Below are 26,657 nucleotides of genomic sequence, written 5' to 3' on the forward strand. Positions count from 1 at the left end.
GGAGGTTGCCATGTTCGAAGGCCTCGACGCCTTATTGCTCGCCCGCATCCAGTTTGCCTTCACGGTAAGCTTCCACTTCTTCTTCCCCGCGTTCTCCATCGGCCTCGCGAGTTACCTCGCCGTGCTGGAGGGGCTGTGGCTGAAGACCGGCAACCAGGTCTACCTCGACCTGTTCAAGTACTGGCTGAAGATCTTTGCCATCACCTTCGCCATGGGCGTCGTCTCCGGCATCGTCATGTCCTACCAGTTCGGCACCAACTGGTCGGTATTCTCCGACGTGGCCGGGCCGGTGATCGGGCCGCTGATGGCCTACGAGGTGCTGACGGCCTTCTTCCTCGAGGCGGGCTTCCTCGGCGTCATGCTGTTCGGCATGAACAAGGTGGGCAAGAAGCTGCACTTCTTCGCCACGCTGATGGTGGCGGCGGGCACCTTCGTTTCCGCCTTCTGGATACTCAGCGTGAACAGCTGGATGCAGACTCCGACGGGGTACGAAATGGCGGCCAACGGGCAATACCTGCCCGGTGACAGCTGGATCGCCATCATCTTCAACCCCAGCTTCCCCTACCGGCTGGTCCACACCGTGCTGGCGGCATACCTCACCACGGCCTTCGTCGTCGGCGGGGTGGGTGCCTGGCACCTGCTTAAGGACCGCGCCAACGCGCACGCGCGCAAGATGTTCTCGATGGCCATGTGGATGGCGACCATTGTCGCGCCGATCCAGATCATGGCGGGCGACATGCACGGCCTCAACACCATGGAGCACCAGCCCGCCAAGGTCATGGCCATGGAAGGGCACTACGAGAGCCATCCTGACGGCGCGCCGTTCTACGTCTTCGGCATCCCCAACGACGAGGAGCAGCGGCTCGACTACGCGGTGGGCATCCCGCACCTTTCCAGCCTGATCCTGAAGCACGATCTCGACGCGCCGCTCGACGGGCTCGACACCATTCCCGATGACGAGCAGCCGCCCGTCTTCATGGTGTTCTGGGCCTTCCGCATCATGGTGGCCATCGGCGTCGGCATGCTCGGCATCGGCCTGTGGAGCCTGTTCGCGCGCTGGCGAGGACGGCTCTACGAATGGAACTGGCTGCACCGCACCGCACTGGTGATGGCGCCATCGGGCTTCCTTGCCGTGCTGTGCGGCTGGATCACCACCGAGGTGGGCCGCCAGCCCTATGTCATCTACGGCCTGCTGCGCACGGCGGACGCTGCCAGCCCGCTCGACGCGCCGGCAGTCGGGGCCTCGCTGCTGGCCTTCATCGTGGTCTACTTCTTCGTCTTCGGCATTGGCATCTGGTACATCCTGCGCCTGATGAGCGCGGCCCCCAAGGTCGGCGAGACCGGTGCCAAGCGGGGCGACACCGGACCCATCCGTACGGCGGGCATCACGCCCGGGCCGACGCAGAACCCGGGTGATCCGGACGTCCTGCCCGCTTCGAAAGAGGAGGCCGAGTAATGGACCTCACTGTCATCTGGGCCTTCATCATCGCCTTCGCCGTTTTCGCCTACGTGGTGATGGACGGGTTCGACCTTGGCATCGGCATCCTCTTTCCCGCCTTCAAGGTCGGGCAGGGGCGCAACCGGGCGATGAATTCCATCGCGCCCGTCTGGGATGGCAACGAGACCTGGCTGGTGCTGGGCGGCGGCGGGCTTTTCGCTGCTTTCCCGCTGGCCTATGCCGTCATCCTGCCGGCCACCTACCCGCTGATCATCGCCATGCTGCTGGGCCTCGTCTTCCGCGGCGTGGCCTTCGAATACCGCTGGCGCGATCCGGCGCACCGCAAGTTCTGGGATGCGGCCTTTACCGGCGGTTCGCTGGTGGCGGCCCTGTCACAGGGCATGGTGCTTGGCGCCCTGCTGCAGGGCATCGAGGTGGAGGGACGCGCCTATGCCGGGTCCTGGTGGGACTGGCTGACGCCCTACACCCTGCTGACCGGCGTCGGCACCGTGGCAGGCTATGCCCTGCTGGGGGCAACCTGGCTGATGTGGAAGCTGGAGGGCGAAGCGCAGGCCCGCGCACGCAAGCTGGCCTTCCGCGCTGCGCTGGCCACCATGGCGCTGATGGGAGCGGTGAGCCTTTACAATCTCGCGCTGAACCCCGGCTATGCCGCCAAGTGGCTGACCGCGCCCGAAGTCTACTATGCCGCACCGGTGCCTGTGCTGACTGGCGTAGTGGCGCTGCTGCTGCTGCGAGCCATCGGGAAGGAGAACCACTCCAAGCCATTCTGGCTGGCGCTGGCGCTGTTCGGGATGGGTATGGCGGGCCTTGGCGTCACCATCTGGCCCAATGTCGTGCCGCCGGACGTCACCATCTGGGATGCCGCCGCCCCGCACCGCAGCCAGGTCTTCATGCTGGTGGGCGTGGCCATCACCATGCCGCTGATCATCGGCTACACCGCCTGGGCCTACTGGGTGTTCCGCGGCAAGGTGGGCGATGAGGGGTATCACTAGTGCGCTCAAGTAGCGAAGCGGTAGCGAAGAAAAGGTAAGCCATGGCTGAAGACCGCCCCTTGTGGCAACGCCTTGGCTGGATGGCCCTGATCTGGCTGGCCAGCGTCGCCACGCTGGGCGCGGTTGCCATGATCATCCGCTGGTGGCTCGCGCCCTGATTTCAAGTCTTTCAAACCTGCCGCTGACCATTTACGCCCTTTCGCATTATCCCCGAGAGGAGCCCCGTGTGACTGACACACCCGAAGGCAGCGACAACGAGCTGTGCGACCACAAGTTCTACCACGCCGACATGGAAGCCGGTTTTGCCGATTCCATTGACGAGGAAACCCCGCAAACCCGCCACCCGGCTTACCGCCTGGCCTTCCGCGACCAGGACTTCCTGCTGCGTGAGGAACTGCGCCCGGTGCGCTTCCAGCTCGAACTGCTGAAGCCGGAGATGCTGCTCGACGAGGCCCGCGTGGGTTCGACGCTGGTAATGTACGGCTCCGCCCGCATCCCGCCGCCCGAAGCAGCCGAGGAAGCCTTGAAGCAGGCGGAAAACCTGCCCGAAGACCAGGCCTTGGTGGTGCGCAACTTGGCCAAGAAATCGCGATACTATGCCGAGGCCTACCGGCTTGCGCGGATGGCCAGCGAGAAGGCCATCGTCGAAGAGGGCATGCGCCAGTTCGTTGTCTGTTCAGGCGGCGGTCCGTCGATCATGGAAGCCGCCAACCGCGGCGCCAGCGATGCCGGCGCGGAATCCATCGGTCTCAACATCATCCTCCCGCACGAGCAAGCGCCGAACCCCTATGTGACGCCCTACCTGTCGCTCAACTTCCACTATTTCGCCTTGCGCAAGATGCACTTCCTGATCCGCGCGCGGGCCGTGGCGGTCTTCCCCGGAGGCTTCGGCACCTTCGACGAAATGTTCGAGCTGCTGACCCTGATCCAGACGGGCAAGATGAAGCCGATCCCGATCCTGCTGTTCGGCAAGGAATTCTGGAACCGCGTGATCAACTTCGAAGCGATTGCCGAGGAAGGCACGATTTCGAAGAAGGACCTCGACCTCATCACCTGGTGTGAAACCGCCGAAGAAGGTTGGGCCGCGATATCCGAGTTTTACAGGATCGAGGAGAATGGCAGCGGCGCCTTGGTTTCGGACGACGACTGATCGAAATTCCCTGCCCATCGCGAAGCGTCGCGACCAGAAAAGTGCTGGCGCCAAGGCCCTTCCACTAGACCTCGGTTGCTCCCCTTCCCATTGCCGCGTGACCGGCGGGAACTTCAGCGAACCGCCTGGTGTCCCAGCGGGCCATTGCCGAAACCGAACCCCGGCGCGGCTTTCAGCGCTTCACGGACGAATTTGCGCCCCTCGGTGATTGCCTGCTCCAGCGGCAGTCCGCGCGCGAGGTGTGTCGCGATCGCGCTCGACAGTGTGCAGCCGGTGCCGTGGGTGTGCTTCGTGACGATGCGCGCATCGCTCCACACCGCGTCATCTGCACCTGGGCGCACCAGCCTGTCCTCGATCATGGGGCCATCGGCATCGCCGCCCTTGGCAAGATAGGCGACACCGCGATTCGCCATCGCTTCAGGTCCGCCGAGCGCCGCGAGTTCGGGCACATTGGGCGTAGTCAGCGTGGCCACTTCCATGAGCCATTCGAACACCTCGATGGTGCCCTCGTCTGCCAGCGCAGCGCCGCTGGTGGCGACCATGACGGGATCGAAGACAATCGGTGCGCCGAGGTCTTCTAGCCGGTCTGCCACCACTTCGGCAACGTCCGCGCTGCCGAGCATGCCGATCTTCACCGCCTCGACCCCGATGTCGTTCAGGCAGGCGTCGATCTGCGCCGCGACCATCTCCGGCGACAGCGCTTCCACCGCGCTCACGCCGCGCGTATTCTGCGCGGTGACTGCCGTGATCGCGGTCATGGCATAGCCGCCCAGCATGGTGATGGTCTTGATATCCGCCTGGATACCGGCCCCGCCCGAACTGTCGGACCCGGCGATGACCAGCACGCGGGGCGGGCGCTCGCTCAAGCCTTGTGCTTTCGCTGGGTAGAAGCGGGACACTTCTGCAGCAGGTCGCGATCCCGGGTCGGCCGGTCGAGCAATTCGCCGCCGCAGTTCGGGCAGATGTCATCCAGCGTCTCGGCGCATCCGGCGCAGAAAGTGCACTCGAAGCTGCAGATGAAGGCACCCGGCAGCTGTGCGGGCAGGTCCTTCCCGCAGCGCTCGCAATCGGGGCGCATCTCCAGCATCAGGCGGCGTCTTCCACCGTCTTGCAGATTTCGTCGACCACGCGGTTCACCTGCGTCTCGTCGTCGCCTTCGGCCATGACGCGGATCAGCGGTTCGGTGCCCGACTTGCGGATGACCAGTCGTCCGGAACCGCCGAGTTCGCCCCTAGCCGCGGCGATGGCATCCTTTACCGATTGCGCATCCAGCGGCTCGCCGCTTTCGTAGCGCACATTCTTGAGTACCTGCGGCACGGGATCGAACTGGTGCAGCAGTTCACTGGCGGGCCTGCCGCTGCGCACGAGAGCGGCCAAGACCTGCAGCGCGGCCACCGTGCCATCGCCGGTCGTGGCGTGGTCGAGCAGGATCATGTGGCCCGACTGCTCGCCACCGACATTGTAGCCCCCGGCCTTCATCGCCTCGAGCACGTAGCGGTCTCCCACCTTGGTGCGCACAAGCTCCAGCCCCTGGGCTTCGAGGAAGCGTTCGAGGCCGAGGTTCGACATGACCGTGGCCACCACGCCGCCGCCACGAAGCTGGCCCGATCTTGCCCACTGGCTGCCGATCAGCGCCATGATCTGGTCGCCGTCGACCTTCTGGCCTTTCTCGTCGATCACGATCAGGCGGTCGGCATCGCCATCGAGCGCAATGCCGAGGTCCGCGCCTTCCTCCACCACGCGCTTCTGGATGGCACCAAGCGCGGTGGATCCGACTCCGTCGTTGATGTTGAGACCATTGGGCTCGACACCCATGGCCACCACGTCTGCACCCAGTTCCCACACGGCAGTGGGGGTGACGTTGTAAGCTGCACCGTGGGCGCAATCGATGACGATTTTCAGCCCATCAAGCCGCACGTCGTCCGCCAGCGACTGCTTCACGGCATGGATGTAGCGTCCTCGCGCATCGTCGATGCGGCGCGCGCGACCGATGGCATCCCCTTCGGCCAGCTTCTGCTCACAGGCCATGGCCGCTTCGATCGCTTCCTCGTCCTCGTCCGACAGCTTGAACCCGTCGGGACCGAACAACTTGATGCCGTTGTCGGGATAGGCGTTGTGGCTGGCCGAGATCATCACGCCGATCTCGGCGCGCATTTCGCGCGTCAGCATGGCGACGGCGGGAGTGGGCAGCGGACCAGTCATGATCACGTCCATCCCCACGCTGGTGAACCCGGCGACCAAGGCATGTTCCATCATGTAGCCGGACAGGCGGGTATCCTTGCCGATCACGACCCGGTTCTTGTGATCGCCGCGCATGAAGTGGCGGCCAGCGGCCTGCCCCACCTTCATCGCCACGGTAGCGTTCAACTTCTTGCCATTGGCACGGCCGCGAATGCCATCCGTGCCGAAATAGGTGCGTCCCATGGGTGTCCTTCGACCTTGATATGCGTCGCGCACCGCCATGCCGCCATTCGACCCTCTTGTCACGTGGGCAGCACGCGGGCAGGGACGCAAGCGACTTTTTCGCGCGGTTCATGCAACAAGTTGCCGCCTCGCGCATTGGTGAAACAAGACCCGTTTGACAGGAGGACCAAAGCACTATGGCTTTTACACTTATCGACCTGCCGTTTGACAGCGAAGCACTGGCTCCGGCGATCAGCGCCGAGACCTTCAGCTATCACCACGGCAAGCACCACAAGGCCTATGTCGACAAGACCAACGCCGCCATCGAAGGCACGGCCCACGCCGACGCTTCGCTGGAAGCGATCATCACTGCCAGTCGCGGCAGCGACAAGGGCCTGTTCAACAATTCCGCGCAGGTGTGGAACCACGGCTTCTTCTGGCACTCGCTTGCCCCGGCTTCGTCGGGCCCCTCGGGTGACCTGGCTGACCTGATCGATTCCAGCTTCGGCTCGCTCGACGCGCTGAAGGAAGAACTGAAGTCGAAGGGCGCCGGGCACTTCGCCAGCGGCTGGGTGTGGCTGGTGGAAAAGGGCGGCGCGCTGCAGGTGGCCGACACCCACGACGCCGAAACCCTGGCTGACAGCGGCGCCAACCCGCTGCTGGTGATCGACCTGTGGGAACATGCCTACTACCTCGACCACCAGAACGCCCGTCCGAGCTACCTCGACGCGGTGGTCGAAGGCCATCTCAACTGGGATTTCGCCGCTGACAACCTCGCCCGCGGCAGCGCCTGGACCTATCCCGGCTAAGCCTGCAAGGCAGGACAACGAAAAGGCCCGCGCTCCGGCTGGAGCGCGGGCCTTTGTCGTTGGGCCTCGAGCGCGTCAGTCCCGATTGGATCAGTCGAGGACGTTGTCGTCCTCGCAGCTTTCGAACACGCGGTCGACCGCCTCGCGTGCGCCGGTGACGGTAAAGTTGATCGCGAACGGCTGTCCGTCCGCCGGATCGAACCGCACGTTCAACGCGTCGGCTTCGACCATTTGCCGCAGGAAGGGTTCCAGGTTGCGGTCGCGCCGCGTGTTGAGCGCCATCACGGACTGTTCGTAGTAGCGCCAGCGCACTTCCTCGCGGTTGCCTTCGTCGAACTGCAGCCACAGCGACCGGACCTGCGGGCGCGTGGTGGATGGGCGCAAGCGCTGCGGCGCGACGATGACGGCAAAGACGCTGCCATCGCCCGGCTCATCGCATTTCAAGATCAGCTGCCCGCCGTCCGGCGAGACAAGCCCCGCCTGCAAGGGGGCTCCGTCGGTTTCGAAATAGCCCCAGGCCGATGTTCCCTGGGCCTGGCTGACACTGGCACATGCAAGCAGGGCTGCGCCTGCAAGAAACTTGGTCCGCATCTTCTTCCTCTCCCTGATTTGTTTGCCAAATCAAGGGGCAAGCTATGTCAAATGGATGCGAGTCGCAAATTTCGCTCTCAATCCTCGCTGGCGAGCTCGAGCACGTTGGTCTGGAATAGCGGTTCACCGAAAAGGAAGCCGATAATATTCGGGCGGCCCAGCTGGTCTACCAGGGCGGTCAGTGTCAGCAGGATGGGCACAGACAGCAGCGCACCGGTAACGCCCCAGATCCAGCCGAAATAGGACAAGGCGAGCAGGATCAGTACCGGGTTCATGGTGAACCTTGCGCCCAGCACGGTAGGCGTGATCACGTTCGCTTCGATGGCGTGCAGGCCCACGTAGGCGATGGCCGGGATCAGGCCGACGAACAGGGTGTCTGCCGAACCGATGCCGAACAGGCCGAGCAGGGCCACCATCAGCAAGGGGCCGATATAGGGGATGAAGTTGAGCAGGGCAGCCAGGCCACCCCACATGATCGGGGCATCGAGGCCCATGATCCAGGCTCCGAAGGCGACCACCAGGCCCACGCCCAGGTTTATCGTGCCGACCGTGATGATGTAGGCGGCCACCCGGTCCTGCACCTCGCGGATGGCGCGCGCGGCCTTCAGGCTGGCGCCCACCTGCTGGCGTTCCAGCAGCAGCCGCCGCCGCAGCCGCACGCGTGCCTCGATCATGAAGAAGGCCAGCATGAAGGTCAGCAACACTTCCAGCAGGACGGTCGGTGTGGCGAAAGCCAGCTGTTCGAGAATGGTCGGCCCCGCCAACACCACCCGCTGGCTGCCTTCGCTGCCAGACAGGGCGGAAAGCTGTTCGTTGAGCTCGTTGACCCAGGCAAAGGTCATCTGCAGGTCGCTGAAGTGCTTGCCTACCTGCTCCGCCATGGCCGGCACCTCGTCGTAAAGCGACAGCGCCGGACCCAGTACTGCCGTCAGCGCCAGCGCGAGAATGGCGAAGAAGAGCAGCAGGGCGAGGATCGAGGCGAGGAAATTGGGCAGCCACACGGCCAGCTTGTCTGCCAGCGGCGACAGGATGATCGTCAGGATCAGGGCTGCCACCAGTGGCAGGAAAACCACCGATCCAATCGACAGAACGAAGGGCAGGGCCAGGAACAGGCCAAGGGCCATCAGGATAACCAGCGAGGAAATCAGCCGCAGTTCCTGTGCAGCAAAGGTCATCGTCCGGCGCCGCCGGCGATCTTTCGCAGCACTGTCCTTGTCAGCACGCATTTTGATGCCCCCGGCCCCTTCCGACCTGTCTCGCCCGCATAATGGAGTCTCGCGGGAGAGCGATCAAGCGATCAAGTGGCCTTGGCAGCCGCTTCGCCGTTGCCGGCGGCCACCTGGTCGAGTTCTTCGAGGATGGCGCGATGCGCGGAGGGGTCGCTCAGCGAACGATCGGGGATGTCCCCATCTTCCAGCATGGACGTAAGGGTTGCCCGGGCACGGCCCACACGGCTCTTGATCGTGCCGACCGCGCAGCCACAGATGGTGGCTGCCTCTTCGTAGGAAAAGCCGCCGGCTCCCACCAGCAGCAGGGCCTCGCGGCGTTCGGGCGGCAGGGTCAGCAGGGCGCGGTGCAGGTCGCTGAGGTGGATCGGCTCTTCCTGTCCGGCGGGTGCCGTCAGGATGCGTTCTGCCACAGCCTCGTCATAGTCGCCGCGGAAGCGGTTGCGCCGCATGTCGGTGAGATAGGCGTTGCGCAGGATCACGAAGGTCCAGGCGCGCATGGAGGTGCCGGGTTCGAACCGTTCCTGCGCCGCCCAAGCCTTGAGCATGGTTTCCTGTACCAGGTCGTCCGCCATGTCGGGACGGCCGCAAAGGCCGCGGGCAAAGGCGCGCAGGTGCGGGACAACCTCGGTCAGTTCCCGCTTGAAGGCGCGCTTGTCCTCGGCACTGCGTTCGGGCAGCTTGCGTTTCTCTTTGTCGCTCATTTGTCCCCGCTATCGTCCAGCTTCGAAAGCAGGTCCTTGAAAGAGTCCGGCAGCGGTTCATCCACTACCGAATCGTACAGGCGCTTCAGGCCGGAGGCCCATTCCGGATCGCCGGGTTTTGCAGCCGATCCCTTGGGAGCATTGGGCGGGGGGACTTTGTCCTCTCCAGATGACATCAAATTAATCGATCCTATTGACTGGCAAGTTGGGCGGTGGTCCGGACGGCTGGCGCCCGCGCTCGCATAAACTTGCGCATAGATGCAATTGTATTCTCTCCGGAACGAAATTGCTTCCATCAGGTTCCCCCGAAAGCGGGTTTTGCAAAAAGTGCAGACCCTTGAGGGGCTTTTGACGGACTGCAATGTGGGATTGGGATGCGCTTCCCCCCACGGGTTCGAGGAGTTGAAGTGCATAACGAAGCCAGTCGGCGAAGCAGGACGAAGCGGTGGCTGATGCGCTATCCGCGCGGCGTGCCGCTGGGCATCTTCGCGCTGATTGCAGGCATCACGATCCTGTCGATCTTCGCCATCGAGCGCAGCGAAAATCAGCAGCAACAGGCTGAGATTGGATCGCGGGCGATTGCCATCGCCTCGGCGCTGGAACGGCGTGCCAATGCCAGCAGTGCCTACCTGCGCGCCGGGGCGGCCTTGCTGTCGACCATGGAGGAGGTTCCCGCTGCCGATTTCCGTCGTTTCGTTTCGGAGCTGCGGCTCGATGCGGATTATCGCGGAGCGGAAGGGATTGGCTGGGCCGAAGTCGTCCGTCCAGGAGAAATCGCGGCCTTCAACGAGGCGCTTGCGGCGGAGAGCGCGACGGGCGCGCAGCTATATCCCCGGCCGGACGGGAGCCAGCCGTTTTCCGTCCCGGTCACCTACCTGCAGCCCGATACAGTCCGCAACCGTCGCGCCCTGGGATACGACATGTATGCCGAGCCAACACGCCGTGCAGCGATGATCGAGGCCGAGCGCACTGCGCGTCCTACCGCGACCGATGCAGTTGTCCTGAGGCAGGAAGGCGAAAACGAGGCGCCGGGTTTTCTGGTCTACATGCCGGTGTTCGAGCCGGGACCGGGTGGCCGGACGCTGAAGGGCTTTATCTACTCCCCCTTCAATGCCCGCGATTTCTTGCAAAGTGCGCTGGAGCTGGAAGATGCGGGTGCCTTCGGCGTGCGTCTTTACGACTCCGAGAGCGCCGATCGTACGCTGCTGGCCAGCACCTTCGACGGTGACGTCGACAATCGCGATACCGCGACCCAGACGGTGGTCCTCGCCAACAATCGCACCTTGCTGGCGGTCAGCACGGTGGAAGAGCCGGGCTTGTCAGGCTTGTCGATGGCGACGCTGATCTTCGGCCTGCTGGTGGCCAGCCTGCTGACCCTGCTGGTGCGGATGCTGACGCAACAGGCGCAAGAAGACGAAAAGGCGCTGATCTGGTTTGAAGAGCAGGCGAGCATTCGCAACTCGCTGACGCGCGAGCTGAACCACCGGGTAAAGAACACCTTGGCCAACGTGCTTTCGATCATCGCCCTGACGCGGCGCCGCGCCGACAACATCGAAGACTTTGCAGACGGTCTCGACGGCCGCATCCGGGCGCTCTCCGCCACCCACGACCTGCTGACGCAGTCGGACTGGGGCTCCACCCCGGTGCGGGCCGTGATCGATGCCGAATTGCTGCCCTACGCGCACGATGCCGATCACGTGGTGGACCTGCAGGGGCCGGACGTGGAACTGGCCCCCAATGACGCCCTGTCGCTGGGCCTTGCCGTACACGAACTGGCGACCAATGCCGGCAAGTACGGGGCGCTCAGCACGCCGGGCGGCAAGGTCTCGGTACACTGGGAATTGGCCGAGGAAGGGCTGGTCCGGGTCGAATGGGTCGAGAGCGGCGGCCCGCCGGTGAAGCAGGAGCGCATTCGCGGCTTTGGCACCGACCTGATCGAGCGCATCGTGGCACACGAACTGCGCCATCCGGTGGAGCTGGAATTCCCCGTCGAAGGTGCCCGCTGCGTGCTGCTGATACCGGTGCGCCGCCCTAGCGAATTCATGATCCGTGCCGGGCGCACCGAGACGAGCTAAGCTGGACGGAAAAATCGCGCCTGTCTAAGGGTGGCGGCGATGTTCAGGACCCTCCTTGCCAGCCTCGCGCTCTTGCTGTCCGGCTGCGCTCCGACAGAGGAGACCGGTCCCGTCGTGCTGGCGGCCTCGAGCCTGACCGAAGCGATTGAAGCGGCAGCGGATGCCTGGGAAGCGCAGGGGCACTTGCGGCCGGTGCTGTCCTTTGCGGGCAGCGCCTCGGTAGCGCGGCAGGTCGAACAGGGGGCACCTGCCGATATTGTGATCACCGCTGACGAGCAATGGATGGATTGGCTGGCCGAGCACGACCTCGTCGATGCTGACAGCCGCCGCGACATTGCGTCGAACAGTCTCGTTTTCGTGCGGCGGGACCAGCAGGTGGCGCTGCCGACCGGGTCTGGCTGGCAGCCGCGCCGGATCGCCATGGCGGACCCCGACAGCGTGCCAGCTGGCCGATATGCCCGCAGCGCGCTTGAGCATGCGGGAGCATGGCAGGCGGTAGAGGCGATGGTCGTTCCGGCAGAAAACGTACGGCAGGCACTGGCCCTGGTCGAACGCGGCGAGGCGGAGTTGGGCGTAGTCTATGCCACCGACGCGCGCACGGTTCCCGGCCTTGTAACCGATGCCCTGCCCCTGCCCGAAGGGGTCGAGGTGCTCTATCCTGCCGCCATACTTGCCAGTTCCACCAGCCAAGACGCTGGCGCTTTCCTGGAATTCCTTTCGTCACGCGAAGGCGGCGCGATCCTGTGCGAACACGGCTTCTCCATGCCGGGAGGGCGCACGCCGTGCTGACTCCTGCCGAATGGACCGTGGTTGCGCTGTCGCTGAAGGTCAGCCTGGTGGCCGTGCTGGTGACCATGCCGATTGCCTACGGCCTGGCCTGGGTGATCGCGCGCCGGCGCTTTCCCGGGCGGATGCTGCTGGACGCGCTGGTGCACCTGCCGCTCGTCCTGCCGCCGGTGGTGACCGGCTGGCTGCTGCTCATCCTGCTGGGCCGCAATGGTGCGATTGGCGGCTGGCTCTACGAGACCTTCGGCGTGACGCTGGTGTTCAATTGGACCGGTGCGGCGGTGGCGGCGGGCGTCATGGCCCTGCCTTTGATGGTGCGCGCCATGCGCCTGTCCATCGAAGCGGTCGACCGGCGGCTGGTGGGCGCGGCGCGCACGCTGGGGGCATCGCCGTGGCATGCGTTCCTCACCATTACCCTGCCGCTCAGCCTGCCCGGCATCGCTGCCGGGGCCATGCTCGGCTTTGCCCGCTCGCTGGGCGAGTTCGGGGCGACGATCACCTTTGCCGCCAATATCGCCGGAGAGACGCGCACGCTGCCGCTGGCGATCTATACCGGCCTGCAACTGCCCGGTGCAGAGAGCGCGGTGACGCGGCTGGCGGTGATCGCCATCGTGCTGTCGCTGGGCGCGCTGTTGGTGTCCGAATGGCTGGTCCGCCGCTCACAGGGGAGCCGCGCCCATGTTCTTTGACGTGAGCATCGACATGCGCGTGGACGATCACGCCTTTGCGCTGGAGTTCACCTCCGACGCCAAGCTGACTGCGCTGGTGGGCCCGTCGGGCGTGGGCAAGACGAGCACGCTCAACGCCATTGCCGGACTGCTGCGCCCGCAATCGGGCCGGATTGCGGTGGCGGGCGAGGTGCTGTTCGACAGCGCACAAGGCGTGGACCTGCCACCTGAAAAGCGCGGCGCAGGGTACGTGTTCCAGGACGCGCGGCTGTTCCCGCACCGCAAGGTTTCCTCCAACCTCGCCTATGGCGAGAAGCTGGCCGCCCCGGACAAGCGCTGGATCACTACGGACGAAGTTGTCTCGCTGCTGGAAATCGGCCACCTGCTCGATCGCTTACCTGTCACCCTGTCAGGCGGCGAAGCACGGCGCGTCGCCATCGGGCGGGCACTGCTGTCGGCCCCGCGTTTCCTGCTGCTGGACGAGCCGCTCGCCTCGCTCGACGAGAGCCGCGCCGAAACGCTGCTCTCGCTGATCGAGCGACTGCGGGACGAGCTGGACCTGCCGATGCTGCTGGTCAGCCATTCCTCTGCGGAAGTGGAGAGACTGGCGGGCCGGGTGATCGAAATGACCCCCCAGAAACCCGCCTGAAGCCTCAGGCAAACATCTCCGGACGGATCGGCAGTGACCGCACGCGCTTGCCCGTCAGGGCGAACAGCGCATTGGTCAGGGCCGGGATCACCGGGGGCAGGGCGGGTTCGCCAAGACCCGTGGGATCGTTGTCCGACATTACCCATTCGACGTGAATGTCCGGCGTCATCGGCATGCGCGGCAGCGGGTAGTTGTGGAAGTTCGACTGCACGGCAGCGCCGCCGTCGATTTCCACCGCCAGCTGCATGGCCTGGCCGAGGCCATCGATGATCGCACCGTTGACCTGGTTGAGCGCGCCGAAGGGGTTGATGATCTGGCGGCCGACATCGCCGGCTACCCACACATTGTGCACCACCGGACGGTTGCCGGCGTTGAGGCTGGCTTCCACCACTTCGGCGAAATAGCCCATGTGGCTGTAGTAGAAGCCGAAGCCGTAGGCGTGGCCGTCGGGCGCTTCTTCACCCCAGGGCGACATTTCCAGCACCTTGCGCGTCACGGCCTGCAGGCGCGGAGCGGAAAAGCCCGGCTGCGGTCCGATGAAGCCCATGGTCATCGGCTCTGCCTCGATCCCGTCGGTGATCTCGAGCATCAGCGTGGGCAGGTCCTTGCCGGTGGCATGGGCCACCTCGTCGAGGAAGCTCTGCATCACGTAAGCCATGGCGTTCGATGTCGGAGCACGCAGCGCGCCCATGGGCACGGCGGTGCGCATCATGTGCTGTTCGAAGCGCAGGTTGTCGACATATTTGGCCGGGAACTCGTCCGCCGGCATGGTCGCCGGGTTGAACTGTCCGCCGCCAAGGTCGAACGACACGAAGTGGTCCGTCCAGGTAGTGAGCTTGCCCGCCTCGTCCACGCCTGCGCGCAGCTTGTGCCAGCCCGCCGGACGATAGAAGTCGCTCCGGACGTCGTCCTCGCGGCTCCAGATCAACTGGACCGGCGTGCCGGGCATCTGCTTGGCGATGGCGGCGACCTGCACCATGTAATCGTTGTTGAGACGACGCCCGAAACCGCCACCCATACGGGTGATGTGCACGGTGACCTTGTCCGGCGTGACGCCGAGGTAGTTGGCCACCGATCCCTGGCCACCCTGCGGCGTCTGCGACGGGGCCCACATCTCGATGCTGCCGTCTTCGTTGTAGAGCGCGGTGCAGTTCATCGGCTCCATGGGAACGTGGGCTAGGAAGGGGTAGTGATACTCCGCCTCGAAGACCTGTGCGGCCTCGGCGAAACCGGCATCGACGTCGCCCTTCTCGGCGAAGACTTCGCCATTGCCTTGCGCCCAGTATTCCCGGGCTGCCTCGGCATAGCTTGCCGAGGAGTGGCTTTCCCACTCGCCATTGTCCCACTCGGGAGCAAGGGCCGCGCGCGCCTTGTTGGCGAGCCACCAGTTGTCAGCGATCACGGCAATGCCGTCGACCAGCTCGGTGGCGTTGCCGTTGCCTTCGACAGTGAAGGCGTCGATCACGCCCGGCTGCGCCTTGGCAGCCTCGAGGTTAGCCGAAACCAGCCGCGCGCCGAAGACCGGCGAACGCTCGTATGCGGCGTAGACCATGCCCGGAAGCTGGGTGTCGACGCCGAAGATCGGCTCCCCGCGAACGATCTTGGGGCTGTCGATCCCGCCGATGGCGCGGCCGATGATGCGGAAGTCGGCCTGGTCCTTCAAGGTCAGGCTGGCCGGTTCGGGGACCGGCTGGAGCACGGCGTCAGAGGCCAGCTCGCCATAGGTGGCCGAACGGTTGGTGCCCGGCTGCACCACGCGGCCCGGTTCGGTCGCGAGGGCGGAGATGTCGACGCCCCAGCGCTGGGCAGCCGCACCCATCAGCATGGCGCGGGCGGCGGCACCGGCCTGGCGCATGGGGATCCAGTTCATCGGCGTGGCGAAGGAACCGCCAGCCAGTTGGGGGCCGTACTTGGCGGCATTGGTGTCCGCCTGCTCGATCGCAACGTCGTCCCAGTCGGCGTCCAGTTCCTCGGCGATCAGCATGGGCAGCATGGTCTTGATGCCCTGGCCGATTTCCGGGTTCTTGCCGATGATGGTCACCTTGTTGTCCGGATGGATGGTGACGAAAGCAGTGAGCTCCTGCGTGGCACCCTCGGCATTGGCGCTGGCTGCGAACGGCACCGAAATGGCGAGCGCAAAACCGCCACCGGCCACGGCGGAGGTCTTGAGGAACAGGCGGCGCGAGACTTCGACTTGCTTAAGCATTGGCCGTCTCCTCGTCGCGGGCGACCTTGGCGATCGCCTCGTGGATGCGGTTGTAGCAGGCGCAGCGGCAGATATTGCCGGACATGGCGGCGCTGATCTCGTCATCCGAGGGGTTGGGATTGTTGTTGAGCAGGGCCGTGGCGTTCATCAGCTGACCAGCCTGGCAATAGCCGCACTGCATGACGTCGTCGTCCAGCCAGGCCTGCTGCAGGGCCTGTCCGACCGGCGACTGGCCGAGCGCCTCGATGGTCGAAACCTGCTTGTCGCCCACGGCCGAGAGTGGCAGCGAGCACGAGCGCGTTGCCTGACCGTCGACGTGCACGGTGCAGGCACCGCACATGCCGATGCCGCAGCCGAACTTGGTGCCGACCATGCCCAGCTCGTTGCGCAGGGCCCACAGCAAGGGCATGTCGCCCGGCGCGTCAATCTCGCGCGTCTCGCCGTTGATCGTGATCGAAAAAGTCATCTCGTCGAACTCCACTGCACATCCCCGTTCGGCACCCTTGAGGGCACCTTGATTGACAATGTCTACAGGACTCTGTCGAGCGTGCCAACAGGGACGAAAGGTGGAAGGGTGACGGCAATGGCATTGCCGACTTGCGTATTGCTGTGCGGAAGCCGATTCTGGCAGAATGTGAACTCGAAGAGGTATCGCCATGAGCAGTGAAATCGCGGTCTGCGGCCATTGCGGCAAACTCAATCGCCTGCCGGGCGAACGGCTGGCGGACAACCCCACTTGCGGCAGCTGCAAGCGCCCGGTGTTCACGGGCAGGCCGATCGACGCCTCGCAGGAACTCTTCGACCGCTTCGTGTCCAAGGGCTCGCAGCCGGTCTTGGTCGATTTCTGGGCCAGCTGGTGCGGGCCGTGCAAGATGATGGCGCCCGCCTTTGCCAGCGCCGCCGCCAAGCTGGAGCCGCACATCCGCCTGCTCAAGGTCGATACCGAGGCCCAGCAGGCACTGGCGGCGCGCTACCAGATCCAGTCGATCCCGACGCTGATGCTGTTCAAGGGCGGTCGCGCCGCCGGGCGGCAGGCCGGAGCCATGCCGGAAAACGCCATCGTTACCTGGGCGCGCCAGCAGGCGGGGGTCTAGCCTAGACTGCCGACTTGCCGTTTTTCGTGCGGAAATCGTTGTAGGACTTGAGCACGGCCCGCATCTTTTCGAGCGCCTCTTCGCGCTGCTTGTCATCGTGCAGCTTGCGCAGCTCGGCCTTCAGTGAGGTGGCGAAGTCGGCATATTCGTTCTGCCAGTCCTGGCCGAGCAGTTCGGCAAGGTCTGTGCGCCCCGTTTCCAGCCGCTTGGCGGGCTCGCCGGTCAGCAAGGCATAGCGTTCGCCGATCTCGGGCAAACGCACCGAGAGTTGCGGATCGCGCCGCTGCAGTTCGCGGCGCATGGTTTCGAGCGCGCGCGCCTCGCCGTGGTCGAGGAAAAGGCTGCCGCTGATTGGGTATCGCGCTGCGATCCAGTCGAGCAGTTCGCTCTGGTCAGCATGGGCCGAATAGGAGTGGATCGAGCGGATTTGCGCGCGGACTTTCACGTCCTTGCCGCTGATCCGCACTCGCTGGGCGCCTTCTATGATCACCCGCCCCAGCGTCCCCTGTGCCTGGTAGCCGACGAATAGCACGGTGGAATCCCGCCGGTGGAGGTTGTGGACCAGGTGGTGCCTTATGCGCCCGCCTTCGCACATGCCCGAGGCTGCGAGGATGATCGCGCCCGACATGGAGTTGAGCCGCATCGAATGTTCGACATCGGTAACGTAGTGGAATGACGGGTGGTCGAACACGTTGCGTCCGCCCGTGTCCTCCAGTTGCGCGGCATAGCGCCCGAAAACTGCCGTGGTCTTGTTGGCCAGCGGGCTGTCGATGAAGATCTGCGCGTTGGGAATGACGTCGGAGCGGATGAGGTGGTGCAGGTCGAGCAGCAGTTCCTGTGTCCGCTCGAGCGCGAAGACGGGAATGACGAGATTGCCGCCGCGGGCGAGTGCCGATTCCACTTCGGCGCGCAGCAGCGTCCGGCGCTGGTCGATGGTAACGCGTTCGCGCGCCCGGTCGCCATAGGTGCTTTCGCAGACGACGTGGTCGACCCCGGACGGGCCTTCCGGGTCGGCCTGGAAGGCCTTGTTGTCAGGCCCGATGTCGCCGGAAAAGACCGTGTGGACACCGCCCGCCATCAGGCCGACCGACGCCGATCCCAGGATATGCCCGGCGTTCCACAGGCGCGCCTGGATGCCTTCTGCCGGTTCGAAGGCCTGCCCCAGTTCGACCGGCCGGCACAGCTCCCAGGCCGCCATGGAGTCTTCGCTGGTGTAGAGCGGCTCGAATGGCTCGTCGCCCGCCCGGTCGCGGCGGTGGTTGCGGCGTTCGGCATCGTATTCCTGGATGCGTCCGGCATCGGCCAGCATGTGTTCGAGCAGGTCGATGGTCTCGCGCGTGCACCAGATCGCCCCGTCGAAGCCGCGGGCCACCAGCTTGGGCAGCAGGCCGCTGTGGTCGATATGCGCGTGGGTCAGGATGACCGCGTCGACGGTGCGCGGGTCGAAGGCGAATGGCTCGTGGTTGAGCAGTTCGAGTGTCCGCGACCCCTGGTACAGACCGCAGTCGACCAGCACACGGCTGCCCTCGTGGACGAATTCCATGCAGGATCCGGTAACCGTGCCCGCCGCACCGTGGAATGTGAGGGTCGGCGCTCTGTCGGTCATATTGCTCTCCTGCGCATGTTGGCAAGGCACGTTGCCACGGTGGCAGCTAAGCGCAATCGGCAATCGCGGCCTTGTCGCAGGTCAATCCCGGTGGATCGTCAGCCAGCGGCGTAGAGCAGGCGGCCTTCGCCCAGCAGTTCCAGGATCGTGGCGATCTCGCCCTGCTCGAAGGCGAAGCAGCCCAGGCTGCGCCCGACGCGGCCCTGATTCTCTGCCATGGCGCTGTCGACGTAGTCGGCACCGTGGATCACGATGGCGCGGTCGAAGGCGTTGTTGTTGTCATCCTCCAGCCCGTGCAACCGGCGTGAGCGGCCGTGCTTGCCGACATATTCCGCGCCCGTGACATAGCTGCCGCGCGACGAGGCGTTGGAGCCCGGCACGTTGGAAAAGCGTTCGGCAAAGCCGCGGTTGGCCGGGTCCGAGCCGCGCCCGTGCGAGACGAGGAACGACTTGGTGATTGCGCCCGCCTCGACATCGGCGAGGTGGAAGCGGAATTCGCGCGAATGGGCGGTGTAGTCGGCAATGCCGATCCGGTCCGCAAAGGTGACAGTCGCGCGATGACGCTCGAGCGCGGCAAGTGCTTCTCCCAGCACGCCTTGCGGCGCAGGCGGCGCGGTTGGTGGCGGAACAATTGCCGGTTCGCGCAACAGGTGGCGCGTGGGCGACGCGATTGATTGGGGGGCTACAAGTGCGCTAGCTGTAGCCAGCGATGCGCCCATGAAGGCGCGTCTGGAAATGTGCATTTTGCTCTCGATCCCGTATATGTCTTTTCTCTAATATAGGGATCGCGAGGCCCAAAAGCAATGAATAGGGATAGAGTCAAATGAGTGCGGATGGGTTTATGCTGAAAGTGCTGGGAGCATTCGGCGCGGCGCTGAGCCTGGCCATCTGCGCCACACCGGCGGCAGCGCAGGAGTGGACGCCGTTCAAGATTACGGGACTCTACCGTTCGGTGACTGCCGCCTCCAACGAGGGATTGCCGCGCCTGTCGACTGATGCCCTTGTCGCTGCGATCTCGACGTCGGATCCCGAGGCTATCGATGCGGCGGCGAATGACCTCGCGCTGCGGCTGGCGCGGATGCACCTGCTGGGAGCCGCAGGCCAGTCGGAGCGCCGCGGCTGGCATATCGTCGATACCGACGCGCGGCTGCCGCTGGAGGAAATGCTGGCGACGGCGGTGCGCCAGAACAGACTGAGCATCTTCTACGCCGGCCTGCGGCCCAAGGCGCGCGAATATGCCTTGCTCAGAAGCGCTTATGCTGCCGAAACCGATCCGGAACGACGGGAGACGATTGCCCGCAACATGGAGCGCTGGCGCTGGCTGCCGCGCGACCTTGGCGACACTTACGTCTTCGTGAACGCCGCGCGCTTCGAGGCAGACCTCTATCGCGAGGGCGAACATGTCGGCACCTGGCGCGTCATCGTCGGCACCACCCGCACGCCGACGCCCGTGTTCCAGGCAACCATCGAAGGCGTGGTGCTCAACCCGTGGTGGGAAGTGCCTGCCAGCATCGCCCGCGAGAGCGTCGCCGCGCTGGTGCGCAACAACCCTGCCACAGCGCGCGCGCGCGGCTATGTTTACGAGAACGGCCGGTACCGGCAGCGTCCGGGGCCGAACAATGCCCTGGGGCAGATGAAGCTGGTCATGCCCAACCCCTATTCGGTCTACATGCACGATACGCCCAACCGCGACCTGTTCGACCGCGAGGTGCGCAGCTTCAGCCACGGTTGCATCCGCACAGGCGATGCCATCGGCTATGCCACAACCCTGCTGGAGGGCGTGGCGACCCGCGAGGAGGTCGATGCCATCCTCGCAACCGGCCAAACACGCACACTGTCGATTGCCGAGCCGATGCCGGTCTACATCACCTATTTCACCGCCGTCAGCGATGGCATGGGCGGAGTGGCGATCCTCGACGACATCTACAACCGCGACCGCAATATCCGGGTGAGTGCGCGCGGCGGGCAGGGCGGTCCGGCAGCGCGCGCGGCACTTGCCGCATGGCCGCTGCTGGACAGCGCCAGCGCAAGCCCGCAAAATCCCGATGGGGATTGCGGGAGCTAGGCCTGGTCGAGCAGCGCGCCGCGTTTGATCTCGCTGGGGCGCTGACCTGCCTCGCGTTTGAAGAAGCGCGAGAAATAGGACGGGTCCTTGAATCCCAGCGCATCGGACACCTGCACGACGCTGGCATTGGTGTGCCGCAACATGCGGTCCGCCTCTGCCGCCAGCCGCCGGTTGATCGCCTGGCGCGGGCTGCACCCGAGCTGGCGGGCACACAACCGCGCGAGGCTGCGCAGCGAGAGACCGGTGGCTTCGGTGTAGAATTCCACCGGCCGGTGTTCGGTCATGTGCCGTTCCACCAGCTGCCTGAAAAGTGCCAATCGTGGATCCAGTGCGCCCAGTCCCTGCGGGATCGGCAGGCTGCGCAGCAGGGCTTCGAAAATGTTGGCGAGGAAGCGCTCGTCGCGCGGCCAACGGTTCATTTCCCCCAGCAGTTCGGCGGTCAGCCAGCTGACCCGCGCGCGGCATTCCTCCGGCAATGAGCCTCGCCCACCTTCGGTCAGCAGCGCCAGCAAGGGGTCTTCGGGATCGGTCAGGCGCGTGAGGAAATCGACTGACAGGGTGAGCACGTATCCGCGCGTCTGCGGATCGAAGACGAAGCCGTGTGCGGTCGCCTGCGGGATACACAGGAACAGCGGTGCCCGCATGACTTCCTCGCGCCCGTCGATCGCGGCGCGCACCTCGCCATGCTCGACGATCAGGATCTGCACGCTGTGACGGTGGCGGTGCGTGCCGATCTCCCAGTCGTGCAACTCGCTGCGCTCGGCAATTGTCTCGATATGCAGGAGCGAGGCAAGGTCTGCCTCAGGCTCTCCATAGAGCGCGAAGGACGGGATGGAGGGAGTGCTATCGGACATGGCTGAAAAGTACCTTTAACGCGTCTGATCCGTCTCTTCAATTCGCGGTAATCCTGCGCTCTGATTGGCAGTGTGAGAATGCGCAGCGAAACGCCTGCCGAATTGGAGAGGTAAGATCATGAAAACCCAGGTTTGTATCATTGGTGCGGGTCCGGCCGGATTGCTGCTCGGCCACCTGTTGCGCGCGGAGGGCATCGACTGCGTCGTGCTGGAGCGCCGGACGCCCGACTATGTTCTCAGCCGCATCCGTGCAGGCGTACTGGAGACCATCACGGTCGACCTGATGGAACGGCTTGGTCTCGACGCGCGCATGAAGGCCGAGGGCCTCTGGCATGACGGCTTCAACCTCGCTGATGGCGAACGCCTGATCCGCATCGACATGGCCGATCTCGTGGGCAGCCGGGTGATGGTCTATGGCCAAACCGAGATTACGCGCGACCTGATGGATGCCTGCGACGAGCGCGGGCTGGAAGTGATTTACGGGACCGAGGACGTCACCCTGCACGAAGTCGAAGGCGAGGCGCCTCATGTCACCTACACCAAGGACGGCAGCGAGCACCGCATCGACTGCCGCTTCATTGCCGGGTGCGATGGTTTCCATGGCCCCAGCCGCAAGGCGGTGCCGGCTACGGTCGGCAAGGAATACGAGCGCGTCTATCCCTTTGGATGGCTTGGCATTCTGGCCGACGTGCCGCCGTGCAACCACGAACTGATCTACGCCAACCACGAACGCGGTTTTGCCCTGGCATCCATGCGCAGCGAGACGCGCAGCCGCTATTATGTGGACGTGCCGCTGACCGACAAGGTCGAGGAATGGAGCGATGACCGGCTGTGGGACGAGCTGGCGATCCGGCTTGGTCCTGACGCCGCCGCCAACATCACGCGCGGTCCGGCGCTGGAAAAGAGCATTGCCCCGCTGCGCAGCTATGTCTTTGCGCCCATGCGCCATGGCAGCCTGCTGCTGTGCGGGGATTCGGCGCATATCGTGCCGCCGACCGGCGCCAAGGGCCTGAACCTTGCCGCCAGCGACGTGCACTATGCCGCCGCCGCACTGACCGGATACTTCAAGGCCAACGACAACGATGCCGTCGCCGCCTATTCGGACACGGCCCTGGCGCGCGTGTGGAAGAGCGAGCGATTCAGCTGGACGCTGACCAAGCTGATGCACCGCTTCCCCGAAGACGGCCCGTTCGAGCGCGCCATGCAGGTGGCCGAGCTGGACTACATCGCCAACAGCCGCGCGGCGCAGACGACGATCGCCGAGAATTACGTCGGCTTGCCAGTCTGATCGGCCAGGGGCGGATCAGACTGTTCAGCCTGGCTCCGACGCCTAGCGGCTGACCGTTATACTGGCCTGCAAGTCCGTCGGGCGAATGACGGGCATGATCGGAGCAGCGGCCACCAGCTTGACCCAGAGGGCGTCCTGGCCTCTGAAGAATGACGTCTCGGTCGCTGCCCGCAAGGCCTCGATAGTGCCCTGTTCAGCGCCCGAGGCTGCGCTGGTGAAGCCCGGCAGTGCGAACATCACCCACGACCCTTCGTCCATTTCGGCAAGGCTGAGAGTGACCTCCGGCCGTTCGGTCCTGACCTCGATCTCGGTCCCGGCTCGCACCGTGCTCTGGTCGCCGGCAACGGAAAATTCCCTGCCATTGCGAACAAGCGTGATGGGGGCCTGCGGTGGACGGCGGGAGAACAGGGCGGCACGCTGGGCCTGGACGAGGGGGGTGTCCGGCGCATTGGGGCTGAGCGAGGCGAGCAAGGCGAACCGGGCGGTGCGGCTCTCCAGATCGACTGCGGCGGGAAGCTCTCCCCTGCTGTCCGAGAGGTTCAGGCGGCCGATATCGCCGGTGCAGACTGCGGCGTTCCAGGTCGGACGGATCTGGCAGGTGTCGTCGGTGGCGACGCTGTCGTTTTCGCCATCGTGGAGCAATACCTGGGAATCGGGGATGCCGGTCACTGAACCGTCCAGGTCGCGAAACGACAGGGTCCGATATGCGTTGCCGCCACGGTTATCATTGTCGAACCTGGTATCGTATTCCGGGAAATAGACCGGCTTGGCGTTGACGAATTCCGCACCGCGGATGGTGCTTCCGGTGCTGAGTCCCGCGCTGGTGAACAGCAGGAAGGAAAGCGCTCCTGTCCTTCTCTGGTCGTTGTCCACGAAATTTACGAAGGTCGTGTCCACCACGTCGTCGCGGTAGTCGTAATATTCGTATCCGCGGATGGGGAAGTCCGGGATAGAAGGCTTCGGCAGGCTGCGGCCGTAGGCCACTTCGTCGGGCGTGGTGGGATTGCCGATATTGTCGGTCTCGCCCACGACCAGCCCGTTCACCAGACGGGAACTGAACGGCAGGCTGCCGATATCGCCGGCGGCCTGCGTCATGCCGATGGCGTTATCGGCGAGGGTCAGGTTGTTGTAGACGTAAAGGTCCCCTCGGCCCCAAAGGCCGCCATTGCGGTTCTTGTAGGCGGTCAGGTTCTCGAAGTGCGTCTCCATCACGTCGCTCTCCAGATCGGTGGGATCTGTCAGCGGGAGCAAGGGAATGGAGGCCAGGCCGAAGGTGTTGTCCTGGTCGATGTGCCGATCAATCAGGAACCCGTCGAAGTTGGAGTGCGCCGTGTTGCCCCGGAATGCGCGCAGCGGCGTGCGTCGCGGCCAGGTGTTGGCGGAAATTTCCGTGCCGGCGAAGGCGCCATTCGGGTGTTGGGGTATCGACAGCCAGAAACCGACCTGGTCGGAACCTGCCGCTACATTGTCGATGTAGCTGTTGTCCGGGTTGGTGATCCAGAAGCTTGCCACCGTATTGTCCGAAGGCAGCAGGGTGTCGCCGCCGTGGAAGCTCATTTCCCTGTAGGCTGCAGGATCAGCATAGGCGGCGTCTCGCTCACCGTTGGCGGCGAGGTTGGTGGGCACGCAGTCCAGTGTCGGATGACACTTGGTCTGGATGGCCAGGTTCCCGATGAACGCGTTGCCCGTCTCGATGCCGTCTTCCATGAAGAAGCAGTGGCCCACGGTGTTGTAGGTCACGTTGTTTTCGATGCGCAGGTTGTTGGTGCCGTGCACCGTAACGCAGCGATTGAACGTGTCATGGATCGAAGCGTTGCGGACATATTGCCCTGCGCCTTCGCCCAGGATGTGGAAGTGCACCGGGTAGCGCGCCAGCGTCAGGTGCTGGCCCATGCGCGAGAACTCGACACTGTCGATATACATTTCGGAGCCGGCCATCGCCATGAGATGGCCGCCGAAATAGCTCTCCTCCGCATCTTCCGACGCCTGGATCACGATGTTGCGCGACAGGTTGGCAACTTCCCCGCGTTCGTCCACGCCGAAGGTGATCTCGCCAAAGTGCATGTATTCGAGCGGCTCGGCGAAGGAGACCGTGTTGCCGCTGACTGCGGTAATCGTGCAGCGTTCTGCCTGGCGCGGATTGAAGTCGGTGGAAGCAAGGACGATTTCGTCCCCGACCGCCCAGCCCGAGGCATCGAGCAGCTGCACGCTGGTTGCGCCGCGTTCTGCGGTGGCGGCCAGTTTCGACCAGGTATTGTCGCGGGTACCATGCAGGTTGACTGTCCCGCCCATCAACATGATGCCGCGGTCACCCATGGTGTTGATGTCTTCGCCGCTGACATTATCCGTCAGCGTGATCGTCGCATTGCTGGTGTGCGGATTGTCTGCCGTACCGATGGTCAGCGAACCGCCCGGGACGTAGATCCACTCGGATTCCAGGCTGATGTCCCGTCCATCGGAAAATGTCAGGCTGCCCCGGATCGTCAGGCTGCGAAGCCCCGGTGCATCGACGTCCAGCACCACGTCCATGTCGCGGGGGATCTCCACCGCATCGCCCGCAGCAGGCACCTGTCCGCTCGGCCATGTGGCCGGATCGGACCACAGCGACTGGGCGTTTGCGCCCGAAGCCACGCCCAGCAGGGCGGCAATTGGCAACAGCAGGCCGGATTTGAGCAAGCGAGACCGCAAGCGCATGGCTATTCCCTCCCCAGCAGGTTCCCTGTCCTGCAGTTCTTGTTGGACGGGAGTGTGCAGCGAGAAGGCCGGTTTGCCAAGGGCATAGGCTATCGGGCGGTCCTTGGCCTGTCCGAGTTTCGGGCGGCAACAGCGTGCTCGCTTGATGCCTCCTGCGCTGGCTAGCGGAGCCGAAGGCGGACAGGCAGCAACCGGTCAGAAGCACTTTGGCTTGGTCGCGCCGAGCCAGAGGCCCCCTCCAGTCCACTTCGAGAGATCTCAGTCTTGCGCCGGCATGCCAACTGCAGATGGCCGCTGTTCGGGGCACAATGGGGATTGCCAAATGTCTGCAACTCGGTCGGAAGCAGCCGTTGATGCTGTCTGGTCACCCATTCAGCCGGCAAGGTTGCAAGCTACCCCGGCAGTCGCCATCTACAGTCCAGCTACCAGTCGCAATAGACGGTCCAGGGCGCTCACATGTGGAGCGCCACCTTCCTTCAGTTTCGCCTCTTAGTTGCTCCGCAGCCAATCCCGGCGCGCGGATCCTTGAGAAGGAAAATTCATGCAGCATCTCGGCAATACATTTCGTCAGGGCGTGCCACAGTGAACGCCCGGCGCTCAGAGGGCCCCAGCTATCTTGCCGGCATGTTTCCCGTCCTCTTCCTCGGAGCGATATTCTGGTGGTTTTCCCACTGAGTGCCGCGATCGGTGTCGACACCGACGCCCGGCAACAAACACAAAGGAAATCACCATGAAGAACCTTCCACTCGCGGCAATCGCCGCAACGTCAATCCTCGCGCTTGCCGCCTGCGCCGGGACCGGAAACGCGCCGATGAATACCGGCGAGCGAATTTCGCAACAGGGAAACCAGATTGATCAATATGGCGATGCATGGTCATCCGGCCGGGCGGACGTGGCCGAAGGTGAGCGGGCCATCGCAAGTAGCAACCGCAGCATTGAGCGCGCGCAATCGCAGATAGCCGATGCCCGCGAGGCGCTTGCCGCGGCCGAAGACCGGCTTCGCACTGCGCAGCAGGACAAGGGCGCGGCCGAGCGGCTTGTTGCCGATGGCAACAACGAAATGAGCCGGGCCGAGGAAGACTACGAGGCGGTCAGGGCAGGACCCTCCGCAGACCCTTCCTATCTCCGCGACGCACCGAACAACTAGGCGACCCGTTGCGGCCGGGGTCATCACGATTCCTGCATTTCGGTCCGTCGCATAAGGCTCTCGCAACGCCCCGGCGGGATTGTAAAGCGCAGGCCTCGTCGCCATCTAAAACTCAGCTACCAGTCGCAATCGACGGGCACTGCTTCCACCTTCGGAAGCCCTTTCCTTCAGTTCCGCCTCTTAGTCGCAGC

At 64.6% G+C, this 26,657-nt stretch carries 26 protein-coding genes; 13 read left to right on the top strand and 13 right to left on the bottom strand.

What is annotated here, in order from left to right; all coding sequences use genetic code 11:
- Positions 1-10: 10 nt before the first annotated feature.
- The 4 genes from AAEO60_RS01050 (at position 11) to AAEO60_RS01065 (ending at position 3,601) form a co-directional block, all read left to right on the top strand.
- Complete coding sequence (locus AAEO60_RS01050; protein ID WP_341671784.1) at positions 11-1,456, top strand: cytochrome ubiquinol oxidase subunit I; 1,446 nt, start codon at positions 11-13, stop codon at positions 1,454-1,456.
- On the top strand, positions 1,456-2,451 hold the full coding sequence (gene cydB / locus AAEO60_RS01055) for a cytochrome d ubiquinol oxidase subunit II (RefSeq protein ID WP_341671785.1): 996 nt from the start codon (positions 1,456-1,458) through the stop codon (positions 2,449-2,451). The genes AAEO60_RS01050 and cydB overlap by 1 nt, the downstream gene beginning before the upstream one ends.
- A gap of 41 nt (positions 2,452-2,492) precedes the next feature.
- On the top strand, positions 2,493-2,609 hold the full coding sequence (locus AAEO60_RS01060) for a DUF2474 domain-containing protein (RefSeq protein ID WP_341671786.1): 117 nt from the start codon (positions 2,493-2,495) through the stop codon (positions 2,607-2,609).
- 131 nt (positions 2,610-2,740) lie between these two features.
- Positions 2,741-3,601, top strand: coding sequence for an LOG family protein (locus AAEO60_RS01065; RefSeq protein ID WP_341673524.1), 861 nt, complete (start codon positions 2,741-2,743; stop codon positions 3,599-3,601).
- 113 nt (positions 3,602-3,714) lie between these two features.
- On the opposite strand, the gene thiD is transcribed toward AAEO60_RS01065, so the two are convergent.
- The 3 genes from thiD to glmM are packed head-to-tail and all read right to left on the bottom strand — an operon-like array spanning position 3,715 to position 6,025.
- Positions 3,715-4,467, bottom strand: coding sequence for a bifunctional hydroxymethylpyrimidine kinase/phosphomethylpyrimidine kinase (gene thiD, locus AAEO60_RS01070; RefSeq protein WP_341671787.1), 753 nt, complete (start codon positions 4,465-4,467; stop codon positions 3,715-3,717).
- A complete protein-coding gene (locus tag AAEO60_RS01075) occupies positions 4,464-4,688 on the bottom strand; it encodes a DUF1272 domain-containing protein (protein ID WP_341671788.1) in 225 nt (74 codons plus the stop codon). The genes thiD and AAEO60_RS01075 overlap by 4 nt, the downstream gene beginning before the upstream one ends.
- Positions 4,688-6,025 (bottom strand): phosphoglucosamine mutase, encoded by a 1,338-nt coding sequence (gene glmM / locus AAEO60_RS01080; RefSeq protein ID WP_341671789.1) that lies wholly within the window; start codon positions 6,023-6,025, stop codon positions 4,688-4,690. The genes AAEO60_RS01075 and glmM overlap by 1 nt, the downstream gene beginning before the upstream one ends.
- A gap of 176 nt (positions 6,026-6,201) precedes the next feature.
- Here glmM and AAEO60_RS01085 point away from each other — a divergent pair, with 176 nt between their 5' ends.
- Positions 6,202-6,813 carry a superoxide dismutase gene (locus AAEO60_RS01085; protein ID WP_341671790.1) on the top strand — a complete coding sequence of 204 codons (612 nt, stop codon included), beginning with the start codon at positions 6,202-6,204 and terminating at the stop codon, positions 6,811-6,813.
- Between the two features lie 90 nt (positions 6,814-6,903).
- Here the strand turns inward: AAEO60_RS01085 and AAEO60_RS01090 are convergent, their stop codons facing one another.
- From AAEO60_RS01090 to AAEO60_RS01105, 4 genes are all read right to left on the bottom strand, one after another.
- Positions 6,904-7,404 carry a hypothetical protein gene (locus AAEO60_RS01090; RefSeq protein ID WP_341671791.1) on the bottom strand — a complete coding sequence of 167 codons (501 nt, stop codon included), beginning with the start codon at positions 7,402-7,404 and terminating at the stop codon, positions 6,904-6,906.
- A 77-nt stretch (positions 7,405-7,481) separates the two neighbouring features.
- On the bottom strand, positions 7,482-8,579 hold the full coding sequence (locus AAEO60_RS01095; RefSeq protein WP_341671792.1) for an AI-2E family transporter: 1,098 nt from the start codon (positions 8,577-8,579) through the stop codon (positions 7,482-7,484).
- 122 nt (positions 8,580-8,701) lie between these two features.
- Positions 8,702-9,334, bottom strand: coding sequence for a sigma-70 family RNA polymerase sigma factor (locus AAEO60_RS01100; RefSeq protein WP_341671793.1), 633 nt, complete (start codon positions 9,332-9,334; stop codon positions 8,702-8,704).
- Positions 9,331-9,630 (bottom strand): NepR family anti-sigma factor, encoded by a 300-nt coding sequence (locus AAEO60_RS01105; protein ID WP_341671794.1) that lies wholly within the window; start codon positions 9,628-9,630, stop codon positions 9,331-9,333. Before AAEO60_RS01105 ends, AAEO60_RS01100 begins: the two co-directional genes overlap by 4 nt.
- Before the next feature lie 156 nt (positions 9,631-9,786).
- Between AAEO60_RS01105 and AAEO60_RS01110 the strand changes: the two genes are divergently transcribed.
- From AAEO60_RS01110 to AAEO60_RS01125, 4 genes are read left to right on the top strand one after another with little or no spacing between them, the layout of a single operon-like run.
- Positions 9,787-11,409: a CHASE domain-containing protein gene (locus AAEO60_RS01110; protein ID WP_341671795.1), complete on the top strand. Its 1,623-nt coding sequence runs from the start codon at positions 9,787-9,789 to the stop codon at positions 11,407-11,409.
- A gap of 39 nt (positions 11,410-11,448) precedes the next feature.
- Positions 11,449-12,198, top strand: coding sequence for a molybdate ABC transporter substrate-binding protein (modA, locus tag AAEO60_RS01115; RefSeq protein WP_341671796.1), 750 nt, complete (start codon positions 11,449-11,451; stop codon positions 12,196-12,198).
- A complete protein-coding gene (gene modB, locus AAEO60_RS01120; RefSeq protein ID WP_341671797.1) occupies positions 12,192-12,884 on the top strand; it encodes a molybdate ABC transporter permease subunit in 693 nt (230 codons plus the stop codon). Before modA ends, modB begins: the two co-directional genes overlap by 7 nt.
- Positions 12,874-13,512, top strand: coding sequence for an ATP-binding cassette domain-containing protein (locus tag AAEO60_RS01125; RefSeq protein WP_341671798.1), 639 nt, complete (start codon positions 12,874-12,876; stop codon positions 13,510-13,512). The genes modB and AAEO60_RS01125 overlap by 11 nt, the downstream gene beginning before the upstream one ends.
- 4 nt (positions 13,513-13,516) lie before the next feature.
- Here AAEO60_RS01125 and AAEO60_RS01130 read toward each other — a convergent pair whose 3' ends face one another.
- Positions 13,517-15,718, bottom strand: a complete 2,202-nt coding sequence (locus AAEO60_RS01130) for a xanthine dehydrogenase family protein molybdopterin-binding subunit (RefSeq protein ID WP_341671799.1) — start codon at positions 15,716-15,718, stop codon at positions 13,517-13,519.
- The gene (locus tag AAEO60_RS01135; RefSeq protein WP_341671800.1) at positions 15,711-16,184 is read right to left on the bottom strand and encodes a (2Fe-2S)-binding protein; all 474 of its coding nucleotides are present in this window, start codon (positions 16,182-16,184) and stop codon (positions 15,711-15,713) included. Before AAEO60_RS01135 ends, AAEO60_RS01130 begins: the two co-directional genes overlap by 8 nt.
- A 190-nt stretch (positions 16,185-16,374) precedes the next feature.
- On the opposite strand from AAEO60_RS01135, the gene trxC reads away from it, so the two are divergent.
- Positions 16,375-16,812: a thioredoxin TrxC gene (trxC, locus tag AAEO60_RS01140; protein ID WP_341671801.1), complete on the top strand. Its 438-nt coding sequence runs from the start codon at positions 16,375-16,377 to the stop codon at positions 16,810-16,812.
- Position 16,813: 1 nt separating this feature from the next.
- On the opposite strand, the gene AAEO60_RS01145 is transcribed toward trxC, so the two are convergent.
- The gene (locus AAEO60_RS01145) at positions 16,814-18,418 is read right to left on the bottom strand and encodes an MBL fold metallo-hydrolase (protein ID WP_341671802.1); all 1,605 of its coding nucleotides are present in this window, start codon (positions 18,416-18,418) and stop codon (positions 16,814-16,816) included.
- Between the two features lie 98 nt (positions 18,419-18,516).
- Positions 18,517-19,065, bottom strand: coding sequence for a murein L,D-transpeptidase catalytic domain family protein (locus tag AAEO60_RS01150; RefSeq protein WP_341671803.1), 549 nt, complete (start codon positions 19,063-19,065; stop codon positions 18,517-18,519).
- Positions 19,066-19,259: 194 nt separating this feature from the next.
- Here AAEO60_RS01150 and AAEO60_RS01155 point away from each other — a divergent pair, with 194 nt between their 5' ends.
- Positions 19,260-20,483, top strand: coding sequence for a L,D-transpeptidase family protein (locus AAEO60_RS01155; protein WP_341671804.1), 1,224 nt, complete (start codon positions 19,260-19,262; stop codon positions 20,481-20,483).
- On the opposite strand, the gene AAEO60_RS01160 is transcribed toward AAEO60_RS01155, so the two are convergent.
- Positions 20,480-21,337, bottom strand: a complete 858-nt coding sequence (locus AAEO60_RS01160; protein WP_341671805.1) for a helix-turn-helix domain-containing protein — start codon at positions 21,335-21,337, stop codon at positions 20,480-20,482. The two genes, AAEO60_RS01155 and AAEO60_RS01160, sit on opposite strands and share 4 nt — an antisense overlap.
- Before the next feature lie 118 nt (positions 21,338-21,455).
- Here AAEO60_RS01160 and pobA point away from each other — a divergent pair, with 118 nt between their 5' ends.
- A complete protein-coding gene (gene pobA, locus AAEO60_RS01165; protein WP_341671806.1) occupies positions 21,456-22,625 on the top strand; it encodes a 4-hydroxybenzoate 3-monooxygenase in 1,170 nt (389 codons plus the stop codon).
- A 42-nt stretch (positions 22,626-22,667) separates the two neighbouring features.
- Here the strand turns inward: pobA and AAEO60_RS01170 are convergent, their stop codons facing one another.
- A complete protein-coding gene (locus AAEO60_RS01170) occupies positions 22,668-25,319 on the bottom strand; it encodes a G8 domain-containing protein (protein WP_341671807.1) in 2,652 nt (883 codons plus the stop codon).
- 730 nt (positions 25,320-26,049) lie between these two features.
- On the opposite strand from AAEO60_RS01170, the gene AAEO60_RS01175 reads away from it, so the two are divergent.
- Positions 26,050-26,466 (top strand): hypothetical protein, encoded by a 417-nt coding sequence (locus AAEO60_RS01175; protein ID WP_341671808.1) that lies wholly within the window; start codon positions 26,050-26,052, stop codon positions 26,464-26,466.
- The last annotated feature ends 191 nt before the right edge of the window (positions 26,467-26,657 follow it).

The organism is Aurantiacibacter gilvus, from assembly GCF_038289935.1.
Taxonomy (GTDB): domain Bacteria; phylum Pseudomonadota; class Alphaproteobacteria; order Sphingomonadales; family Sphingomonadaceae; genus Alteraurantiacibacter; species Alteraurantiacibacter gilvus.

What these genes read in the sequence shown, in the direction of transcription:
- AAEO60_RS01050 (WP_341671784.1), top strand. Translation starts at nt 11, where the DNA reads ATGTTCGAAGGCCTCGACGCCTTATTGCTCGCCCGCATCCAGTTTGCC.
- AAEO60_RS01145 (WP_341671802.1), bottom strand. Translation starts at nt 18,418, where the DNA reads ATGACCGACAGAGCGCCGACCCTCACATTCCACGGTGCGGCGGGCACG.
- AAEO60_RS01075 (WP_341671788.1), bottom strand. Translation starts at nt 4,688, where the DNA reads ATGCTGGAGATGCGCCCCGATTGCGAGCGCTGCGGGAAGGACCTGCCC.
- AAEO60_RS01105 (WP_341671794.1), bottom strand. Translation starts at nt 9,630, where the DNA reads ATGGAAGCAATTTCGTTCCGGAGAGAATACAATTGCATCTATGCGCAA.
- modA (WP_341671796.1), top strand. Translation starts at nt 11,449, where the DNA reads ATGTTCAGGACCCTCCTTGCCAGCCTCGCGCTCTTGCTGTCCGGCTGC.
- AAEO60_RS01090 (WP_341671791.1), bottom strand. Translation starts at nt 7,404, where the DNA reads ATGCGGACCAAGTTTCTTGCAGGCGCAGCCCTGCTTGCATGTGCCAGT.
- AAEO60_RS01085 (WP_341671790.1), top strand. Translation starts at nt 6,202, where the DNA reads ATGGCTTTTACACTTATCGACCTGCCGTTTGACAGCGAAGCACTGGCT.
- AAEO60_RS01100 (WP_341671793.1), bottom strand. Translation starts at nt 9,334, where the DNA reads ATGAGCGACAAAGAGAAACGCAAGCTGCCCGAACGCAGTGCCGAGGAC.
- pobA (WP_341671806.1), top strand. Translation starts at nt 21,456, where the DNA reads ATGAAAACCCAGGTTTGTATCATTGGTGCGGGTCCGGCCGGATTGCTG.
- AAEO60_RS01135 (WP_341671800.1), bottom strand. Translation starts at nt 16,184, where the DNA reads ATGACTTTTTCGATCACGATCAACGGCGAGACGCGCGAGATTGACGCG.
- cydB (WP_341671785.1), top strand. Translation starts at nt 1,456, where the DNA reads ATGGACCTCACTGTCATCTGGGCCTTCATCATCGCCTTCGCCGTTTTC.
- AAEO60_RS01175 (WP_341671808.1), top strand. Translation starts at nt 26,050, where the DNA reads ATGAAGAACCTTCCACTCGCGGCAATCGCCGCAACGTCAATCCTCGCG.
- AAEO60_RS01160 (WP_341671805.1), bottom strand. Translation starts at nt 21,337, where the DNA reads ATGTCCGATAGCACTCCCTCCATCCCGTCCTTCGCGCTCTATGGAGAG.
- glmM (WP_341671789.1), bottom strand. Translation starts at nt 6,025, where the DNA reads ATGGGACGCACCTATTTCGGCACGGATGGCATTCGCGGCCGTGCCAAT.
- AAEO60_RS01130 (WP_341671799.1), bottom strand. Translation starts at nt 15,718, where the DNA reads ATGCTTAAGCAAGTCGAAGTCTCGCGCCGCCTGTTCCTCAAGACCTCC.
- AAEO60_RS01110 (WP_341671795.1), top strand. Translation starts at nt 9,787, where the DNA reads ATGCGCTATCCGCGCGGCGTGCCGCTGGGCATCTTCGCGCTGATTGCA.
- AAEO60_RS01065 (WP_341673524.1), top strand. Translation starts at nt 2,741, where the DNA reads ATGGAAGCCGGTTTTGCCGATTCCATTGACGAGGAAACCCCGCAAACC.
- AAEO60_RS01095 (WP_341671792.1), bottom strand. Translation starts at nt 8,579, where the DNA reads ATGACCTTTGCTGCACAGGAACTGCGGCTGATTTCCTCGCTGGTTATC.
- AAEO60_RS01125 (WP_341671798.1), top strand. Translation starts at nt 12,874, where the DNA reads ATGTTCTTTGACGTGAGCATCGACATGCGCGTGGACGATCACGCCTTT.
- AAEO60_RS01170 (WP_341671807.1), bottom strand. Translation starts at nt 25,319, where the DNA reads ATGCGCTTGCGGTCTCGCTTGCTCAAATCCGGCCTGCTGTTGCCAATT.
- trxC (WP_341671801.1), top strand. Translation starts at nt 16,375, where the DNA reads ATGAGCAGTGAAATCGCGGTCTGCGGCCATTGCGGCAAACTCAATCGC.
- AAEO60_RS01155 (WP_341671804.1), top strand. Translation starts at nt 19,260, where the DNA reads ATGCTGAAAGTGCTGGGAGCATTCGGCGCGGCGCTGAGCCTGGCCATC.
- AAEO60_RS01060 (WP_341671786.1), top strand. Translation starts at nt 2,493, where the DNA reads ATGGCTGAAGACCGCCCCTTGTGGCAACGCCTTGGCTGGATGGCCCTG.